Source organism: Xanthomonas hortorum pv. pelargonii (assembly GCF_024499015.1).
Lineage (GTDB): Bacteria > Pseudomonadota > Gammaproteobacteria > Xanthomonadales > Xanthomonadaceae > Xanthomonas > Xanthomonas hortorum_B.
The window spans coordinates 1,035,359-1,053,984 of sequence record NZ_CP098604.1 but is presented as its reverse complement, the minus strand read 5'-3'; the positions used below and the strand labels follow the sequence as shown (position 1 = coordinate 1,053,984).

Annotated in this window: 12 protein-coding genes and 5 pseudogenes; 9 read left to right on the top strand and 8 right to left on the bottom strand. The window is 62.8% G+C overall.

The window, feature by feature from the left end; genetic code table 11:
- The first annotated feature begins 25 nt into the window (after window positions 1-25).
- The 3 genes from NDY25_RS04575 (at window position 26) to NDY25_RS04565 (ending at window position 3,602) form a co-directional block, all read left to right on the top strand.
- A complete protein-coding gene (locus NDY25_RS04575; RefSeq protein WP_168959490.1) occupies window positions 26-2,689 on the top strand; it encodes a M1 family metallopeptidase in 2,664 nt (887 codons plus the stop codon).
- Between the two features lie 330 nt (window positions 2,690-3,019).
- Window positions 3,020-3,304, top strand: a complete 285-nt coding sequence (locus NDY25_RS04570) for a CopG family transcriptional regulator (protein ID WP_104627855.1) — start codon at window positions 3,020-3,022, stop codon at window positions 3,302-3,304.
- 1 nt (window position 3,305) lies between these two features.
- Window positions 3,306-3,602, top strand: a complete 297-nt coding sequence (locus NDY25_RS04565) for a type II toxin-antitoxin system RelE/ParE family toxin (protein ID WP_256627810.1) — start codon at window positions 3,306-3,308, stop codon at window positions 3,600-3,602.
- A gap of 46 nt (window positions 3,603-3,648) precedes the next feature.
- Here the strand turns inward: NDY25_RS04565 and bdcA are convergent.
- Window positions 3,649-4,203, bottom strand: a pseudogene (gene bdcA, locus NDY25_RS04560) (SDR family oxidoreductase); the annotation flags it as partial.
- On the opposite strand from bdcA, the pseudogene NDY25_RS04555 reads away from it, so the two are divergent.
- Window positions 4,193-4,681 (top strand): annotated as a pseudogene (locus tag NDY25_RS04555) (TetR/AcrR family transcriptional regulator); the annotation flags it as partial. The pseudogenes bdcA and NDY25_RS04555 sit on opposite strands and share 11 nt — an antisense overlap.
- 39 nt (window positions 4,682-4,720) lie before the next feature.
- Window positions 4,721-5,021: pseudogene (locus NDY25_RS04550) on the top strand (MarR family transcriptional regulator); the annotation flags it as partial.
- A gap of 65 nt (window positions 5,022-5,086) precedes the next feature.
- Here NDY25_RS04550 and NDY25_RS04545 read toward each other — a convergent pair.
- The 7 genes and pseudogenes from NDY25_RS04545 to hsdR form a co-directional block, all read right to left on the bottom strand.
- Window positions 5,087-6,889 (bottom strand): GmrSD restriction endonuclease domain-containing protein, encoded by a 1,803-nt coding sequence (locus NDY25_RS04545; RefSeq protein WP_168959493.1) that lies wholly within the window; start codon window positions 6,887-6,889, stop codon window positions 5,087-5,089.
- A gap of 41 nt (window positions 6,890-6,930) precedes the next feature.
- A complete protein-coding gene (locus NDY25_RS23105; RefSeq protein WP_425526358.1) occupies window positions 6,931-7,392 on the bottom strand; it encodes a restriction endonuclease subunit S in 462 nt (153 codons plus the stop codon).
- A gap of 311 nt (window positions 7,393-7,703) precedes the next feature.
- A complete protein-coding gene (locus tag NDY25_RS04535) occupies window positions 7,704-8,246 on the bottom strand; it encodes a restriction endonuclease subunit S domain-containing protein (protein ID WP_256627808.1) in 543 nt (180 codons plus the stop codon).
- 16 nt (window positions 8,247-8,262) lie between these two features.
- A complete protein-coding gene (locus NDY25_RS04530) occupies window positions 8,263-9,798 on the bottom strand; it encodes an HsdM family class I SAM-dependent methyltransferase (protein ID WP_251774327.1) in 1,536 nt (511 codons plus the stop codon).
- A protein-coding gene (locus NDY25_RS04525; protein WP_256627573.1) for an IS3 family transposase occupies window positions 9,795-10,939 on the bottom strand; the annotation gives its coding sequence in 2 pieces (ribosomal slippage) (window positions 9,795-10,702 and window positions 10,702-10,939; 1,146 coding nt in all). The genes NDY25_RS04530 and NDY25_RS04525 overlap by 4 nt, the downstream gene beginning before the upstream one ends.
- A gap of 95 nt (window positions 10,940-11,034) precedes the next feature.
- Window positions 11,035-12,237: a Fic family protein gene (locus NDY25_RS04520; RefSeq protein ID WP_256627807.1), complete on the bottom strand. Its 1,203-nt coding sequence runs from the start codon at window positions 12,235-12,237 to the stop codon at window positions 11,035-11,037.
- Window positions 12,238-12,323: 86 nt separating this feature from the next.
- Window positions 12,324-14,003: pseudogene (hsdR, locus tag NDY25_RS04515) on the bottom strand (type I restriction-modification system endonuclease); the annotation flags it as partial.
- 81 nt (window positions 14,004-14,084) lie between these two features.
- On the opposite strand from hsdR, the gene NDY25_RS04510 reads away from it, so the two are divergent.
- The 4 genes and pseudogenes from NDY25_RS04510 to NDY25_RS04495 form a co-directional block, all read left to right on the top strand.
- Window positions 14,085-14,348, top strand: coding sequence for a YlcI/YnfO family protein (locus tag NDY25_RS04510; protein WP_168959497.1), 264 nt, complete (start codon window positions 14,085-14,087; stop codon window positions 14,346-14,348).
- 6 nt (window positions 14,349-14,354) lie between these two features.
- The gene (locus NDY25_RS04505) at window positions 14,355-14,663 is read left to right on the top strand and encodes a type II toxin-antitoxin system RelE/ParE family toxin (protein WP_104555409.1); all 309 of its coding nucleotides are present in this window, start codon (window positions 14,355-14,357) and stop codon (window positions 14,661-14,663) included.
- Between the two features lie 249 nt (window positions 14,664-14,912).
- Window positions 14,913-15,675, top strand: a protein-coding gene (locus NDY25_RS04500; RefSeq protein WP_256627968.1) for an IS5 family transposase whose coding sequence is annotated in 2 segments (ribosomal slippage) — window positions 14,913-15,232 and window positions 15,231-15,675 — 765 coding nt in all. Because the reading frame shifts where the segments join, the coding sequence is not laid out codon by codon here.
- A gap of 8 nt (window positions 15,676-15,683) precedes the next feature.
- A pseudogene (locus NDY25_RS04495) lies at window positions 15,684-18,626 on the top strand (BPTD_3080 family restriction endonuclease); the annotation flags it as partial.

Below are 18,626 nucleotides of genomic sequence, written 5' to 3'. Positions count from 1 at the left end.
ACTTCGCCCCCATCGAGAATTTCCCATGCGTCTTCCCCTGGTGACCGCCATCGCACTGGCCCTGGTTGGTACAAGTCCGGCTGCCTCCGTCTTCGCAGCTGCGCCCGTGCCGGCGAGCGTCGATGCCTCGTCCATCACCACCCAGTTGCCGCGCACGGCCAAGCCCACGCATTACGCAGTGGAGATCACTCCGCACGCCGACAAGATGACGTTCGACGGCAAGGTCGCCATCAACATCAGCGTGCTGCAGCCCACCGACCGCATCGTGTTGCAGGCGGCCAAGTTGAGCTTCGCGCGTGGCACGCTCATGCAAAAAGGCGGCAAGCCGCAAACGGCCAAGGTCAGCACCGATGCCGATGCGCAGACTGCCACGTTCGCGTTCGGCAAGCCGCTGGCAGTGGGCGAGTACGTGCTGTCCATCGACTACAGTGGCGTGATCAACACGCAGGCCAACGGCTTGTTCGCGCTGGATTCCACCACCGCACAAGGTCCGCGCCGCGCGCTGTTCACCCAGTTTGAAAACTCCGATGCGCGCCGCTTCATTCCTTCCTGGGACGAGCCCAACTTCAAGGCCACTTTCGACCTGGCGATCAATGCGCCGGCCGGGCAGATGGCGGTGAGCAACATGCCCGTTGCCTCGTCCCGGCCGGGCGCAAACGGTCGCACCCGCATCGCGTTCCAGACCTCGCCCAAGATGTCCACATACCTGCTGTTCGTCAGCGTGGGCGATTTCGAACGTTCCACCGTCAAGGCCGACAACGGCACCGAGATCGGCGTCATCGCGCAGAAGGGCAAGGTGGACCAGGCGCAATTCGCACTGGAATCCGGCCGCGATGTCTTGCACGAGTACAACGACTACTTCGGCATCCCGTACCCGCTGCCCAAGTTGGACAATATCGCCGCGCCCGGACGCAGCCAGTTCTTCAGCGCCATGGAAAACTGGGGCGCGATCTTTACCTTCGAATACTCGTTGTTGCTGGATCCGGCGGTGTCCAACATCAACGACAAGCAGGGCGTCTTCACCATCGCTGCCCACGAAATCGCCCACCAATGGTTCGGCAATCTGGTGACCATGGCGTGGTGGGACGACCTGTGGCTCAACGAAGGCTTCGCCAACTGGATGGAAGCGCGCACCACCGCAAAACTGCATCCGGAATGGGATATCGACAAGACCGGCCCTGCGCAGAAGAGCCGCGCGGCGATGCGGCGCGATGCGTATGCGACCACCCACCCGGTGGTGCAGCACGTGGCCACCGTGGAACAGGCCAGCCAGGCCTTCGACGCCATCACCTACCAGAAGGGCGAGGCGGTGATTGCCATGCTGGAAGACTACGTCGGCTCGGATCACTGGCGTGCGGGCGTGCAGAGTTACATCAAGCAGCACCAGTACGGCAATGCGGTGACCGACCAGTTGTGGCAGCAGATCGACGCGGTGGCCCTGGGCAAGCAATTCACCCAGGTGGCGCACGACTTCACCCTGCAGCCGGGCGTGCCGCTGATCAAGGCCAGCAGCCGCTGCGTCGGCGGCCAGACCGCGGTGACGCTGGAGCAGGGCGAGTTCACGCTGGACCGCCCCGACAAGCAGCCGTTGCGCTGGCATGTGCCGGTGGTCCTGCGCGGCGGCGATGGCACGCCGGTGCGCGTGCTGGTAGACGGCACTGCCCAGGTGCAGGTGCCGGGCTGCAACGCGCCAGTGGTCGTCAATGCCGGGCAGAAGGGCTACTTCCGCACGTTGTATGCGCCTGCGCAGTTCAAGGCGCTGACCGACAGCTTTGGAACGCTGCCGGTGGTGGACCAGTTGGGCGTGTTGAACGACACCAGCGCACTGGCCGTTGCCGGCGTACAGCCACAGGCCGACATGTTGGATCTCACTGCCCAGGTGGTGGCAGGCGCATCGCCCGATGTCTGGGACATGGTGGCCAGCATCTACGATGGCGTGGATGCCAGCTTCGAGCGCGACCCGGCTGCGCGCGCTGCGTGGCGTGCCTATGCCGTGCCGCGCCTGTCGGCCGAATTTGCAACGCTGGGCTGGGACAACCGCGCCGGCGACTCGGCGCAGATCCAGCAGTTGCGTAGCCGCCTGATCGCCAGCCTCAGCGACATGGGCGATGCCGCCGTGATCGCCGAGGCGCGCCGGCGCTTTGCCGCCTTCCAGGCCAACCCCGCCTCGTTGTCGCCGGAGCTGCGCGACAGCGTGCTGGGCGCGGTCGCGCGCAATGCCGACGCCGCCACCTGGGACGCCTTGCATGCCTTGGCCAGGCAGGAAACCTCGTCGATGGTGCGCGACACCTATTACGACTTCCTCTCCATGCCCAACGACGAGGCGCTGGCCAAGCGCGCGCTGGAACTGGCGCTGACACCGGAGCCGGGCGCCACCACCGGCGCAAGCATGATCGACCGGGTCGCCTCCCAGCATCCGGAGCTTGGCTTTGACTTCGCCGTGGCGCATCGCACGCAGGTGGACACCCTGGTGAACTCCACCTCGCGTGCCCGCTACTACCCCAGCCTGGGCATGGGCTCGGCCGAGCTTGCCACGGCCGACCGGATCAAGGCCTATGCCGAGCAGTACATCGCGCCCACCTCGCGGCAGGCCGCAGACAACGCCATCAACACGATCCAGACGCGGGTGAAGCTGCGGGCGGCGTTGCTGCCGCAGATCAAGGCGTGGTTGAAACAGCGCAAACGCTGAGCGTTGCAGTCATCGCAGCACAGGAAACAGCCCGGCCTTGCCGGGCTTTTCCTTGCCGGGCCGGCAGTCACCGGGAGGTGGGGAGCGAGGCGTGCTTGCAAAAGCAGAAGGGGGTGAGCAGACCCTGACTCGCACGCCTGGTTGCAGTGCTTTAGGTGCTCCACGCTGTCAGTGCAGTGCCCCGGTCCGCCCTGGGGGGAGGCGCGTAGGCGCCCGCCCGGACGCGGTCGCTTTCGAGCGGGCCGGCAACCGGCATGCGGTGTAGATGCAAGGTGCTGTGACACAGCTGTGCTACATTCGCGCGTACGAATGCACAAGCTCGAGGATTTCATGAGCACCACAACCATCCGTCTTCCAGACGAACTCAAGATGCGCGTTGCTGCAGCCGCGAAGCGGGGCGGCACGACGGCACATAGTTTCATCCTGGAAGCGATCGCCGAAAAGGCGGAATCGGTCGAGCGTCGTGCCGATTTCGATGCGGTTGCCGAGCAGCGTTATGCCGGCATCGTGGCGTCCGGGAAGACCATCGCCTGGGACGACATGCGTGGCTATCTGGAAAAGCGCATGGCCGGCGAACCGGCAAAGCGTCCCACGGCCCGCAAACTAGCCCGGTAGCATGGCGCGTATCGAGCTGGCACCGGAGGTTGCACAGGATCTTGAGCGGATCTTCGACCACCTCCAGCGCCATGAGGCCGCACATGTCGCAGCACGCCTGCACGAGATCATTGCGGCAATCGATGTGCTGGAAACCAATCCGCTGATCGGCCGGCCGGCTGGCGGCGACAAGCGCGAACTGGTGATCGGTCGCGGCGCGCACGGCTATCTGGCGCTGTACCGCCATGTCGCGCAGATCGACACGGTGTTTGTGCTGGCCGTTCGCTCGCAACGTGAGGCGGGCTTTGCGGGGCCGTGATGTCCGCAGTTCCCTCATCGCCGTAGCCAATGCAGACGCCGCCGCGTCATGCTCCAAACGCACCATCGATCGTATGCATCGCGCCGGTGACAACGCTCGCTTCCGGTCCAGCCAGCCAGGCCACCATGCCGGCCACTTCGTCGGCACGGCCGTGGCGTTTGATCGCCATGAAGCTGTGCATCAGGTCTTTCATCGGCCCGTTTTCCGGGTTGGCGTCGGTATCGATCGGGCCCGGTTGCACCACGTTGATGGTGATGCCACGCGGCCCGAAGTCGCGGGCCAGCCCGCGTGCCAGCCCTTGCAGCGCGGATTTGCTCAGCGCGTAGGACGCCATGCCGGGCAGCGGCATGCGGTCGCCGTTGACCGAGCCGATCACGATGATGCGCCCGCCGGGCGGCATCTGCCGCGCGGCCTCCACGGCGGCGTGGTAGGGCGCGTGCACGTTGATGCGGAACAGCCGGTCCACCGCGTCCGGATCCTGGTCCAGCGCATCGCCGAACAAGGCGATGCCGGAGTTGATCACCAGCACATCCAGCGGCCCGCTGCGTCGCACCGTGTCGATGACCGCATCGCGGTCGGCGCTGTCGGCCAGCACCGCGGTCCTCACCCAGGCGCTGGGCATCAACCCGCCGAGTTTCTATGCCGCCTTCGGCAGCAAGGCCGGCCTGTATGCGCGCATCCTCGACCGCTACGCGCAGACCGGGGCCATCCCGCTGCCGCAGATTCTGGACGCCAACCGCCCGCTAGCCGACGCGCTGGCCGACGTACTGGAGCAGGCCGCCCGCTGCTACGCCGCAGACCCCATCGCCACCGGCTGCCTGGTGCTGGAAGGCACGCGCAGCAACGACGCGCAGGCGCGCGAAGCGGCCTGCGGCTTTCATGTCGCGGCCCAGGAGTTGATCCGCTCCCACATCGCCAAGCAGTGCCCGCACGACGCAGACCGGCTGGCCGATTTCGTCAGCACCACCATGGCCGGGCTGTCCGCCAGCGCTCGGCATGGGCAGAGCCTGGAGCGTCTGTTGGCGAGTGCGCGGTTGGCGGGGGAGGCGCTTCGGGTGGCGCTGCGGGGAATTGGGTGAGCGTGTCTGGCTTCTGCCGTTGAGCGGTAGACCTCATTTCAGGCCTGGACCTATGCCTTCCTTGGAGAAGCGCTGGGCATGAGCGCCTCTCAGGTGCATCGCAGCGTCAAGCGCGCGGTGGCATCCGGCTTGGCGCTGGGGAAAAGCCGCGGCGAGTGGGAGACGGTGCGCACGGCGCTGCACGAGTTTGCGGTCCACGGCGTGCGTTACGCCTTTCCTGCGGTCATCGGGCCGCTAAAGCGTGGCATTCCTACGGCCTTTGGCGTGCCCCCGCTGTCCACTGCGTTGCCAGCTCCCCAGGGGGGCACAGGTGTGGCCAAGCGCGCAGGTCACAGCCAAACGTGCCCTGTTAGCTGGAAAACGCGCTGCTGTAGGAGCTGGCGGCGAAGCTCCAAGCGATGGGTGTCAGTCAGTCTCCACCGCTGCAGCGCGCTTTCCCATTGCCGCCTCGATCAGCGCCAAGAGGTTCTGCTGGCGCTGATCGCAGAAGCTGTCGAAGTCATCGGCACGCAGGGCGGCTACCGGGATGCGATGGCTGGCCAGCAGCGCATCCATGCCAACGTTGTCCAGCTGGACCTGCTTGTGGGCCTGCAGGGCGGCCAGATAGCTGGAGGGGGCCGATCCGCCAATCATGCGGTTGGCCTTGTAGGAGATCGGCGTCTTGTTGATGATCGAGTCGTAGAGCCGACGCGGGATGTCCTGCTTTTCGCACCAATCGCGCGGGAAGATGTGGTGGATGTCCAGCGCCACCTCGTCGGCTTCCAGGTCGCGGATACGCGATTTCCAGAACAGGTCCTGTGCGCCTTCGCGCAGCACCAGCACGTTGATGCCCTTGTAGGCGGCGCTCAGGCGCGAGGTCAGCGAGGCGAGGCGGTCGATCTGGAAGGTGGCATCGGCAATCGTGCGCGGCGGTTGGCCATCGTGCTCGATCCAGCTCAGCAGCTCATCGACGTCATTTGCAATACGGGTCTCCACCGCGCCGCCGTAGAGTTCGCCCAGCACGCCGCACCAGAACCACTGCGCCAGCTTCTGGTGGATGCGCGGCTCGCGCCAGTGCTCTTCGGCGCCGATCAGTGCCAACACCGCCGCCAACGGCGCCAGCTGGGTGCGGTAAGGCAAGTCGCGTGGCGCGGTGAAACATTCCTGGCGCAGGAACTTGGCCGCACGCAGGAAGCCTTGCTCAACCGGGTCGGCCCAGCGCTTGTAGGCATCCAGCGGCAGTTCCAGTACGGATGCGCGCTTGGCGCTGACCGGGGCCACCTGCTTGCCGGTCTTGCCGGCCTCAATGTCGGCACGGCGCTTTTCCAGCGTGTGTAGCATGGTCACCGCCTGCAGAAAGTCGGTGTTCTCCACCCCGCGTAGGATTGGTTCCTTGGCCAGCCGCTTGTAGCGCGACGACACCTTACGCAGCTCGCTGCCATACCAGTCGTCGCGCAGGTTGTAGCCATCGGCGGCGTAGCTGGCGGTCACCAGCTCGAACACCGATAGCGGTACGCCGCCGGTATTGACCTTCTCGAACACCAGGCACACCGCTTCCTTGCTGGTTTCTTTCTTCAGCACGATCAGCGGGATCTGGTACTCGTTATAGGCGTCGAGTACCTGCTTCTTGAACTCGAAGAACTGCGCCACCGCTTCGGCGTTGTGTTCGTACAGGTCCTGCAGCCAACCCATCGCCTCCAGGATCTCCGAGCATGGGAAGTACAGCTGTTTGCATTCCAGCTCGCGCGTGGACAGGTCCAGATCCAGCCTACGGCCGAAATCGCTGCGCTGCTGGCGGCTGCCGTCGGTGGCGATGATGGCCTCGTCCAGCCGGTCCGGGCCGGCCAGGGCGGTGGGGATGTGGATGTAGTAGTGGCGGTCGACCGGCTTGCCTTTGTCGGTCGTGGTCTTGACCGGGCCGGACAGCTTGAGCACCTGGGTCAGCGTAGTCAGACGCTGCTGACCGTCGAGGATCAGCTTCTCCGGCGCGGCCAGTCCTTGCAGCGGCACGTTCTCCACCGGGCGGACCTGGAAGCGCACCTCGCCGCCGGTTTCCAGCAGCATCACTGCACCCACCGGGAACGAGCGCCCCAGGCTGACCAGCAGGCTGCGCACATGTTCGTCATCCCAGACCCAGCCGCGCTGGAAATCCGGTAGCTGGATCTTGCCTTGGACGACGTCCTTGAGCAGGTCCTTCAATGGCAGCTTGGTGCTGTCGAATGTGGTCATGTGCTTCGCTTCCTTGTGATGGATGTGATGAATAAAGAAAGTCAGTGTGCGGCCGCCTTGCGGCCGCGCTTTGGTTTGGGCGTGGCGGCGCGCTGGTTGCGGATGCGTTCCAGCAGCACGCTGGCCGGTTCGTCGCTGGGGTCCTGCGGCACTAGTTCGCCGCGGAAGGCTTTGGCGAGCAGGCTCTGGGTCATCGTGTTGATGCGCTGCTGGGCAGTGGCGACCTTGGTTTCCAGCTGGTCGGCATAGGCGAAGAGCTGTTCGACGCGGCGGACGATTTCGGTTTGTTCGGACAAAGTGGGGACCAGAATCGAGCAGGCTTTGACGTCTCTCTGATTGATGCTTGCCTGATTGACCGCATGCTTCGCGTTGGCGATTAGCCTTGCACGTCCAATCTCGGCGCTCAATGCACGCATCAAGAATTCGGGTTCGATCACCCGCTCATCGACGGCTATTCGCATCATATTGCTTTCAAAAACCGTCGGTCCTGGGAGCGAACGCACAAGCGCGCACTTGCCGAGATATTCGATGCTGTTGACGCGATTGATGAGGATGTCACCTACTTTGAGCGCCCACACCTGTTCTTCGCGTGCGTCGAGTTGGAGCGACCGGAAAGAGTGCCAATCCCTTAGCTCGCCGGAATAGAAGCCATCAATCCTGACGATTTTTGTTCCAGAGCCGTATGCGCTTGATGGCTTATACAGCCCGTTCTGCGGCCCCGTCCGGATGAGCTCGCCCAGTTTCGTTGGGACGGGATCATCCAAACCTTGCGTCGCGCGCCATTCGCTTGTCAGCTCGCATGTCGCTGCGGAAGTCAGTACAGACTGTATGAAGCGCTTGAGGAGGGCGGGGATGGCGTCGATGCGGGCCTTGAGGGTGTCGACCTGGGCCAGCAGCGTATCCAGCTTCTGCGCGATGCGCTTTGCTCTGCGAGCGGCGGCAGCAGAAACGGGGCAGTTTTTGCTTGTTCTGTTCCGAGGCGCGGCATTCTCACGCCATGTGTCACTGCTTGTACGTAGTCGCGGAAGCGTGGCGATTTGAGGTAGTGAAATAGATAGCCACCGTCTAGCTGATTAGGCTTAATGGCGATAATTTCACTTGAGCTATATCCATTGCGGTCTGCGCGAACCACCTTATTGAGATAAGGGCGCAACTTTCCGTAAAGCACGTCGCCCGCATGGAAGCTGTTTTTGGCACTTTGTGGTTTGCGTTTGCCGACCGTTTCGTAGGCGAGGATGTGTGACGAGTCGCGCTCGATGTCTTCGAGCTCGAGTAGCCATGCGTCTTCTTGCATCGCATCCGGTTGCACGGTTGTGTTGTCTGCGTAATTGACAACATCGCCGAGCTTGAGCTCCATCCATCCACCCGGCAACTCACTCACCGCCCACCTCACCACTCGCCACTTCCAGCCCCATCACCTCGGCCAGCAGCCGCTTCTGTTCCAGTGCCTCATCACCGGCGCCCAGCGCCTGCATCAGCGCGTCGAGTTCGCGCAGCGCTTCGCTGAGTTCGGCCATCGCTTCGGCGGCCAGCACTTCGGGCGCGGGCAGGCTATTAGCATCGACGCTGTCGGCGTCCTTGAGCCAGCTGATATCCAGTGAGTCGCCGCGCTCGGCGATCTGGGCGCGGGTGAAGCAACGGAAGCGGCCTTGCTCGCCTTCATCGGTGCGTGGGCTGGCGCCGTTGGGGTCGGTGCCGTAGGCCTCCTCAAACGGTTTGAGGTGCGTCGGCCCGAACGGGGTGCGCTTGCCGAAGTTGGGCATGTTGCTGCGCAGGTCGTAGACCCACGTTGCCTGCGTGCAGCCGGTGTCCTGGCGCGGGTTGGTGGCGGTGCCTTTCTGGAAGAACAGCACATTGGTCTTGACGCCCTGCGCGTAGAAGATGCCGGTGGGCAGGCGCAGCAGGGTGTGCAGGTTGCACTTGTCCATCAGGTCGCGGCGAATCTCGGTACCGACGCCGGCCTCGAACAGCACGTTGTCCGGCAGCACCACGGCGGCGCGGCCACCGGGCTTCAGGCCACGGTAGATGTGCTGCAGGAAGGCGAGCTGCTTGTTGCTGGTCTTGTAGGTGAGGTCGTCACGGGTGGGTCCGCCGCCGCCCTTGGCGGTGCCGAAGGGCGGGTTGGACAGGATGATGTCCACCTTGGGCAAGGCGGCGCCGGCATTGCCGAGGCTGTTGCCGAGCTGGACCACGCCGGCGCCTTCGCCGGACATGCCGTGCAGCAGGCAGTTCATCAGCGCCAGGCGGCGGGTGCCGGGCACCAGCTCCATGCCGGTGTAGGCCTTGTGCTGCTGGAAGCGGCGGGCCTTGTCGTCGAGCGTGTACAGAGCGTCGGTGTTGGCCTTGATGTAGGCATCGGCGGCGATCAGAAAGCCGGCGGTACCGGCGGCCGGATCCTGCAGGGTTTCGCCGGGCTGCGGCTGCAGGCAGCGGATGATGGCGTCGATCAGCGGGCGCGGGGTGAAGTACTGGCCGGCGCCGGACTTGGTCTCGTTGGCGTTCTTCTGCAGCAGGCCTTCGTAAAGGTCGCCCAGGCCGTCCTCGCGCGCGCTGAACCAGTCCAGCCCGTCGAGCGCGGTGACCAGGGTTTCCAGATGGCGCGGTTCCTTGAGGCGGGTCTGCGCATCGGCGTAAATGGCGGCGATCATCGGATCGCTGCTCTTGCCCAGGTCCAGCAGCATCTGCCGGTAGTGGTTGAGCAGGTTGAGGCCTGACTTGCCGTTGAGATCGGGCCAGCGGCTGCCGGCGGGCAGCTTGTGCTCGAAGGCGTCGTTGTTGCGTACCTGCTCGTATTCCATCTTGACGAACAGCAGCAGCACCAGCTCGGTGACGTAGTCGCTGTAGTTGATGCCGTCGTCGCGCAGGACGTCGCAGAGGTTTGATACGCCCAGGGTTCCGTAGACACTCAAGACCCTCGTTGCGCGTAGCGCCGTTCAAACTCTACAGGGGACAAGTCGCCAGTTGAACCGTGGCGGCGGTTGGGGTTGTAGAACATCTCGATGTAGTCGAATACCTCGGCGCGAGCGGCGTCCTTGGTGGGATAGGTCCGCCGCCTGATCCGCTCGCGTTTGAGCAGGCCGAAGAAGCTCTCTACGGGTGCGTTGTCGTGGCAGTTGCCACGCCGACTCATGCTGCACACCAAGCCATGGGACGCCAGGAAACTGCGCCAGTCATCGCTGGTGTAGACAGACCCTTGGTCCGAGTGAACCAAGCAACCAGTGTTGGGTTTGCGCCGCCACACCGCAGACAACAAGGCCTGCACGACCAACTCGGTGTCGGCCCGATCGCGCATCGCCCAGCCGACGACCTGCCTGGAAAACAGATCGATCACAACAGCCAGGTACATCCAGCCTTCATGCGTGCGGATGAAGGTGAAATCGCTCGCCCAGGCCGTGTCCGGCTCCGTCACGTCGAACTGTCGGTCAAGCAGATTGGCAGCCGCCTTGCACTGCATCCCTCCATGGAAGCGCGGTTTGCGACCATAGCCCACCTGGGCACGCAGTCCCTCGGTGCGCATCAGCCGATGCACCCGATGGCGACTACAACGCTCACCCAGATCGCGCAGATCCGTGGTGATCTTGCGATGCCCATAGACACTGCCGCTGGCCAGCCAGTGGTGCTTGATTAGTCCAAGCAAGCGATCATCTTCCTTGGCGCGCTCACTGTTGGGCGAGCACAACCAGGCGTAATAACCCGACCGGTTGACCCGCAATACCCGGCACATCGCACACACCCTGAATTCCCTGCAGTGGGCTTGCATGAAGGCGTACTTTGCCTTTACCCCTTGGCAAAGTACGCGGCGGCCTTTTTTAGGATGTCGCGCTCCTCGGTCACTCGACGCAACTCTGCCTTCAGCCGCCGAACCTCGGCGCTCTGGTCCACCTCGGCGCGATGCACCACGCCAGACTTGCCGAACGTGCGCAGCCAGGCGTACAGGCTGTGCGTCGTGACACCCAGCCGCTCGGCGACTTCTGCCACCTTGAACCCACGATCAGTCACTTGCCGGACCGCCTCGATCTTGAACTCATCCGTATACCGCTTGCTGCTCATAGACACCTCCGAATCGACCATTTTCCATGGCCTTGAGATGTCTAGGAAACCCTGGGCGTATCAGTTCCAGAGTTTCTGGACGATGTCGTTATGGGTCATGGGGTGCTGCCTTGTTCTGAAGTGGTGCGGGCCGGCAGCGCGATGCTGGAGGCCGGCGTGTTGATGGCGTAACGGGTGCTGCGGCCACTGCCGGGCAGGCGGCGCAGGCAGCCTTTTTCCAGCAGGTCGGCCAGATGGCGGGTGGCGGTGGCCTTGGAGACCTTGGCCACGGCCTGGTATTGCGAGGCGCTGATGCCGTGTTCGAAGCCGCGCTCGCCGCCATCGAGCAGGCGGTTGAGCACCTTGACCTGTTCGGCCGACAGCGGCTGTGCGTGGTGTAGCTGCCAGAAGCGCGCCTTGGCCAGCACGCGGTCGATGCGGTGCAGGGCCTGCACGAGGCTGTCATGCAAGGTGGTCAGGAACCAGTGCAGCCAGTGGGTGATGTCGAGCAGGCCTTTCTGGGTAGTTTCCAGGCTGCGGTAATAGCCGCTGCGGTCGGCAAGGATGCTGGCCGACAGTGCATGGAGACGGATCGCCTGCGGTTGCGCCTGGGCCAGGGCGAGATCGGTGAGTGCGCGGGTGAGGCGGCCATTGCCGTCGTCGAACGGGTGCAGAGTGACGAACCACAGGTGGGCGATGCCGGCGCGCAGCAGCGGGTCCAGCGTGGCGTCGGTGCGCGAGCTGGCGAACCAGTCGAGGAAGGCGGCGAGCTGGGCGTCGAGCCCGTCGCGCGGCGGGGCTTCGAAGTGGACGGTAGGGCGGTCAAGGCGGCCGGAGATGACCTGCATCGGCTCATCGCCACGTAGCGCGCCGATGCGGATGCGCGTGGGCAGCAGGCTGTCCTGTTCGGCAAACAGCCAGTGGTGCCATTGCAGCAGGCGGGGCAGGTCCAGCGGGGCGTCGGCGTGGCCGGTGGCGTCTAGCATCAGCTCGGCCAGCCCCTCGCTGCGGCCAGTGGTGCGGCGAGGACTGTCTTCGGCCAGGCCCAGATGGCGGGCCAGCGAGGAGCGTACCGAGCCGACATCCAGCCGCTCGCCCTCGATGGCCGAGGAGGTGACGATGTTGGAGAGCAGGGTGTCCAGCGCTTCGGCGGCCTGCTGGTCGCCGGCGACCGCGCCAGCCATGCCGAGCAGCTGGCCGTGCGCGTGCTGGCAGTCGCGCAGCAGAGCCGCCAGGGCATCGGCCTGCCAGTGGAAGCGAGGCCAGTCGGGCTGCTGCCAGATCCAGCGGGGGCGGGGATCGGTTATTCGATTGGGCATCGGTGAGCCGATTGGCTGGATTAATTGGCTCGTTGGGTGAGCCGATTATCCCGACTAATCGGCTCATACGCCAGTGAACTAGCGACTCAGCCAGTCTGATCCCACAGTTGCTCGCCCAGATCGCCCAAGATTTGGTCCAGCCGGCCATCGAGCAGGCGGTCCAACTGCAGGGCGCCGCCGTCGCCGCTGAAGTTGCGTTGCACGGTGTCGCGGTCCATCACCACCTCGTGTATCAGCTGCTGGGCCAGCCGCTTGAGCCAGCGCCGCTGCACCGGCGTCCAGCTGCGCTGGGCATAGATGCCCTGCATCGCCTTGTCGACGCGCTGCTCGAACGGCACCAATGCCTCGCCCAGCGCGGCACGGCGGATGTAGCCGATGATGCTGGCGGCGACCTCCTGCTGGGTGCTGTCGCGCCACGCGCCGCGCAGGTGGGCCTCGCTGTAGCCGTGCTGGTCGAGCAGCAGGCGTACCTCGCGCAACTGGGCGCGGGTGAGGTCGCGGGGGCGGTTGACGATGACGCTGAGCGCGGCGGACTGGTTGATCTGCTCGCGGATGAAGGCGTTGAAGCTGTCCAGGTAATCGGCTGGGGCTTCGTTGACACCGTAGTTCTGTGCGCGTTCGAGCAAGGTGTCGAGGTGTTCGGAAATGACCGGATAGCGGTCCGTGCCCAGCAGCACGCCCACTTCGGCCAGTTGCTCCACCAGACGCGAGTGCTCGCGGAGGAAGCTGGCGGCATTGCGCGCGCCGAGCTTGTGCAGGTGGGTGTGCAGCACGGCGGGCACCACGCCCCAGGAGGTTTCCAGCTCGCTGAGCTTGTCGCGCAGATCCGGGCGCTGCTCGGCGCGATGCTGGGCCTTGCGCAGCACGCGCATGATGCGCTGGCTCAATTGGTCGAGCGCGTCGTCGGCATGGCTGCCGCCGTTGCTGCCGGGGGCATCGAAGCTGCGCTGCTGGCCGAGCTCGTGGACCAGCTGCTCGATGCTGATGTTGGGGTCCTTGACCAGCGGGCGCATGGTGTCGACGTGTTCGAGCGCGGTGTACAGATCGACCGGATCGAAGATGCGGAACACGGTCTTGCCGATGTCGTCGCAGCGGCGGGTGGCGCGGCCCTTCATCTGTTCGTAGAGGATGCGCGAGCGGACCCGGCGCATGAACACCAGGTTGGCGATACGCGGCACATCGATTCCGGTGGTCAGCAGGTCGACGGTGATGGCGATATTGGGGTAGCGCTCGTTCTTGTAGTTGCGGATCAACTGGTCGACCTTGTCGCTTTTGCCGGTGATCACCGCGACGCTGGCCTGGTTGTAGTAATTGCCATGGACCTGTTTGAAGGCCTCGTCCAGCTGGTTCTTGACGCGTTCGGCGTGGGGCTGGCTGACGCAGAAGATCAGGGACTTTTCCTCGCCGTCCGGGTCCAGTTCGATGGCGAGCTGCTCGCAGACGACCCGGTCGAAGTCCGCGGTGATCACACGCCGGTTGAACGACTCGATATTGAAGTCGAGCTCGTCTTCCAGGTCAGCGGTATCGACTTCGCCGGTCTGCGTGTTGATAACGCTGACGCGCTCGCCGCGATCGAAGTGGATGCCGTTCTTGCCGAGCGCGGTGGTGTAGCGGATGGGCGGCTCGTGGTCGATCAGCCAGTCATCTGCCACTGCTTCGCGGTAGCTGTAGGTGTAGATCGGCTTGCCGAAGATCTCGGTGGTGTGCTTGGCCGGCGTGGCGGTCAGGCCGATACGGCAGGCATCAGCGTAGCTGCGACATCGTCGGCTTAGGTCTGCAAAGAAAACCTTGAAGCACCGCCGCTCGCTTGCGATGATGCATCGCAATTGCAACGCACTGGACCAGCCATGAAATCCGCATCTCTTCCATCGCTCCGGGTAGACCCGGCGCTGCGCGAAGCGGCCGAAGCTGTGTTGCAGAAGGGTGAGACGCTTTCCAGCTTCGTCGAGCACTCCGTGCGTGCCCAGGTGCAGCAGCGTCAGCAGCAGGAAGCCTTCATTGCACGCGGGCTGGCCTCGCGTGACAGCGCCAAGGCGTCGGGGCGGTACATCGACGCAAAGGATGTGCTGGCCGGGCTGCAATCCAAACTGGACAAGGCGCGCAAGGGCTAAGCCAACGTGGGATTTTCTGTCCGCTTCACTCAGGAAGCGCGCGACGATCTCGCGCGGCTTTACGACTGGCTGCTACAGCGTGCCGAAGGCGACTTCACCGTTGCCGAACGTGCGCTGCAGGCCATCGGCGATGGCGTCACCGTGCTTGAACTGGCTCCTTTGAGCTGCCGCAAGGCGGGGGTGGCAGACCCGTTCTTGCGGGAGTTGGTGATCGGCTTCGGTGTCAGCGGCTACGTCCTGCTGTTTGAGGTTGAAAGCAATCAGGTCGTCACCGTTTTGGCAGTCAGGCATCAGCGTGAAGACGACTATCATTGAGTTGATCACCTGCATCCAACTGGTGGCGTGAGAGTCGATGTCCGGCTAGGGCCAAGATCAGGGGTTAAAGATAATGAGTGACCAGTTTTTCAATCAGCCTATTCTCAATTCTCCATACGGTTACCCGTCTTTGCACTGGGAGCTCGACGAAAAGGGTCAACCTACACAGCAAGTAGTCGAATCTCGCCGAGCATCCAGCTTCATTAGGGCCTGTTAACACTAATGGCCCGAGCGATTAAACTATTGGGTATGGAGATCACGCCAGCACAATTTTCTCTGATCGAACACTGCCTGCCGGCGCAGCGCAGCAATGTCAGCATGACCAACCTGCAAGTGGTCAACGCCATCCTTTACGTTGCCGAGCATGGCTGCAAATGGCGCGGCCTACCCAAGCGCTTTGGCAACTGGCATACGGTCTACACACGCATGAACCGTTGGGCCAAGGCGGGTGTGCTGGACCGGATGTTCGCCCAATTGCAGAAGTCCCAGATCGTGCGCATCAAGATCGAAGCAGTCTCGCTGGACTCCACCAGCGTCAAGGTCCATCCCGATGGCACGGGTGCATTAAAAAAACGGCCCGCAGGCCGTCGGCAAGTCTCGCGGTGGATGGAACACCAAGATTCATATGGTTGCCGCAGATGCTCGAACAGCCATCACCTTTGGATTGACGCCTGGCAACGTGCATGACGCACCTGCAGGCCGCGCGTTGCTTGAACACCTGGGGCCAGTGGAGCGGCCGATTCATTTGTTGATGGACCGTGCTTACGAAGGCAACGAAACACGCCAGTTGGCGCTCGATCTTGGCTTCGTGCCGGTGGTCCCGCCGAAATCCAATCGGGTCGAGCCTTGGGAATACAACCGGGAGATGTACAAGCGGCGTAACGAAGTGGAGAGACTGTTCCGTCGCTTGAAAGGCTACCGCCGGATTTTCTCGCGCTTCGAGAAGCTGGATGTCATGTTCCTTGGATTCCTCAGCTTCGTCCTAGTCGTTGATGGGCTTCGGATGTGTTAACAGGCCCTAGTCCGATTCCAAAGCCACGTCGGCACCAGGGCGAGCAGGCTACCCTGGCGCTGGATGAAGTTGAGAGCCTGGCTGACGACGGGCAGCGCTACCGACACTCTGAGCTGATCAATTCGGTGCGGCGCGAGGTCGATGCTTGGCGTCTCTTGCCACCTGCGCAGTGGCGCGTCACCCCTGAAACAGCCCGCTTACTGGAACATTGGCGCAACCACAAGTTCGCCGGTGTGCGCCCATTCTTTTGCCAAATAGAAGCGGCCGAGACCGCCATCTGGTTGACCGAGGTCGCTCCACAGCTTGGAAAGAGCGGCGAGCGCTTCCTCGATCACCTGAAAAAGGCCAGCACTGATGCCAATCCCGGCTTGATGCGTTTGGCGCTGAAGCTGGCGACTGGTGCTGGCAAGACCACAGTCATGGCCATGCTCATTGCATGGCAGACGGTCAATGCTGTACGGCATCCGCAGAGCAAGAAATTCACCCGTGGTTTCTTGCTGGTTGCCCCTGGCCTGACCATCAAGGATCGTTTGCGTGTGCTATTGCCCAATGATGCAGACAGCTACTACGTCAACCGCGAAATCGTGCCGCGCGACATGCTGTCCGATTTGGACAAGGCCAAAATCGTTATCACTAATTACCACGCTTTCAAGCGGCGCGAACGCATGGAGCTGTCCAAGGGCGGCCGCCGCCTGTTGCAAGGCCGTACCGGCAGCGAGCTGGAAACGCTGGAAACCGAGGGACAGATGCTCCAGCGAGTCATGCCGGAATTGATGGGGCTGAAGAATATTCTTGCCATCAACGACGAGGCACACCATTGCTATCGGGAGAAGCCGCACGCTGCCGTGGACGACGAAGATCCTGATAAAGATCAGAAAGCGGAAGCCGAGGACAACAATGAAGCCGCCCGGCTTTGGATTTCTGGCCTAGAAGCGGTCAACCGCAAGCTGGGGCTGCAGCAGGTGATGGACCTGTCAGCGACGCCTTTCTTCCTCGCCGGCTCTGGCTATGTGGAGGGCACGCTCTTTCCGTGGACGATGAGCGATTTTTCGCTGATGGACGCTATCGAGTGCGGCATCGTCAAGTTGCCGCGCGTGCCGGTCGCCGACAACATTCCCGGCGCGGAAATGCCCATCTATCGTGAGCTTTGGAAGCACATCGGCAAGAAGATGCCGAAGAAGGGGCGCGGCAAAAACGCCCAGCTCGATCCATTGGCCATTCCGGTGGAATTGCAGACCGCACTGGAAGCCCTGTACGGCCACTACCTCAAAACCTACGAAGCGTGGAAGCAGGCAGGCATTCAAGCGCCACCGTGCTTTATCGTGGTGTGCAATAACACCGCGACTTCAAAATTGGTGTTTGATTACATCTCCGGTTTTGAGCGCACGGATGAGAATGGCTTCATCAAGCCTGTACCCGGCAGGCTTGAATTGTTCCGAAACCATGATGAACACGGTCCGTTAGCACGTCCGAACACCCTGCTGATAGACAGCGAGCAACTCGAATCAGGCGAGGCGCTGGATGATAACTTCCGGGGGATGGCGGCCGACGAGATAGAACGCTTCAAGCGCGAAATCATCGAGCGCACCGGCGATCGTCGTCAGGCTGAGAACCTGAGTGACAGCGAATTGCTGCGCGAGGTGATGAACACCGTTGGCAAGCAGGGTCGCTTGGGTGAACAAATCCGCTGTGTGGTGTCGGTGTCGATGCTCACGGAAGGCTGGGATGCCAATACAGTTACCCACATCCTCGGCGTGCGTGCCTTTGGTACTCAGCTGCTGTGCGAGCAGGTGATTGGCCGTGCCCTGCGTCGCCAGTCCTATGAGCTGAACGAGCAAGGTCTCTTCGACGTGGAGTACGCCGACATATTCGGCATCCCCTTCGACTTCACAGCCGAGCCTGTCATCATCACGCCGCCCAAGCCCCGCGAAACCATTACAGTCAAGGCACTGCGTCCGGAACGCGATCATCTGGAAATCTGGTTCCCGCGCGTACAGGGCTATCGCGTTGAACTGCCAGAAGAACAACTCGAAGCAGAATTCAACGACGATCACCACCTCAGCCTGACGCCTGACATGGTCGGCGCGACCAGGACCCACAACGCCGGCATCATTGGCGAAGCGGTAGAGCTGGATATCAAGCATCTGGGAGACGTGCGCCAGTCCACCCTACTGATGGAGTTGACCAAGCATCTGCTGTTCCAGCATTGGCGTGATCTAGGCCAGGATGCACCGATTGCCTTGTTCGGGCAGCTCAAGCGTATCGTGCGCCAGTGGCTGGACCAGTGCCTGGAATGTAAGGGTGGCACCTACCCGGCGCAGTTGATGTACCGCGAACTGGCAGATATGGCCTGCCAGCGCATCACCAAGGGCATCACCGCGAAGGAACTGGAGAAGGGTCGGCAGGTTAAGGCCATCCTCGACCCATTCAACCCGACCGGCAGCACCGCGCACGTGCGTTTCAACACTTCTCGTCCGTGCATTGAACGCTGGGAAACCCTCGGCGTGGAGAACCAGCCGAAAAATCAGGTCAACTGGGTGATTCTGGACAGCGGCTGGGAAGGCGAATTCTGCCGCATCGCCGAATCGCATCCCAAGGTGCTGGCCTACACTAAAAACCACAATCTCGGCCTGGAAGTACCTTACCGCTTTGGCTCGGCCAACCGCATCTACATCCCGGATTTTATCGTGCAAGTGGACGATGGACGCGGTAAGGGTGATCCGCTGAACTTGATCGTTGAGATTAAGGGTTACAGGCGCGAAGACGCGAAGGAGAAGAAGTCCACTATGGACACCTATTGGATTCCCGGCGTGAACCACCTCGGCAGACATGGCCGCTGGGCCTTCGCCGAGTTTGGCGACGTGTACGAAATGCAGCATGACTTCGCGAAAGAGGTCGAGGCGAAGTTCAACCAAATGATTGAAACGGCTGTGCCCGCGCCGGGGAAATAA

Excerpts from the sequence above, each read along its gene's own strand:
- NDY25_RS04510 (WP_168959497.1), top strand. The coding sequence starts at position 14,085 with ATGAAATCCGCATCTCTTCCATCGCTCCGGGTAGACCCGGCGCTGCGC.
- NDY25_RS04545 (WP_168959493.1), bottom strand. The coding sequence starts at position 6,889 with ATGACCACATTCGACAGCACCAAGCTGCCATTGAAGGACCTGCTCAAG.
- NDY25_RS04535 (WP_256627808.1), bottom strand. The coding sequence starts at position 8,246 with ATGGAGCTCAAGCTCGGCGATGTTGTCAATTACGCAGACAACACAACC.
- NDY25_RS04570 (WP_104627855.1), top strand. The coding sequence starts at position 3,020 with ATGAGCACCACAACCATCCGTCTTCCAGACGAACTCAAGATGCGCGTT.
- NDY25_RS04575 (WP_168959490.1), top strand. The coding sequence starts at position 26 with ATGCGTCTTCCCCTGGTGACCGCCATCGCACTGGCCCTGGTTGGTACA.
- NDY25_RS04520 (WP_256627807.1), bottom strand. The coding sequence starts at position 12,237 with ATGCCCAATCGAATAACCGATCCCCGCCCCCGCTGGATCTGGCAGCAG.
- NDY25_RS04565 (WP_256627810.1), top strand. The coding sequence starts at position 3,306 with ATGGCGCGTATCGAGCTGGCACCGGAGGTTGCACAGGATCTTGAGCGG.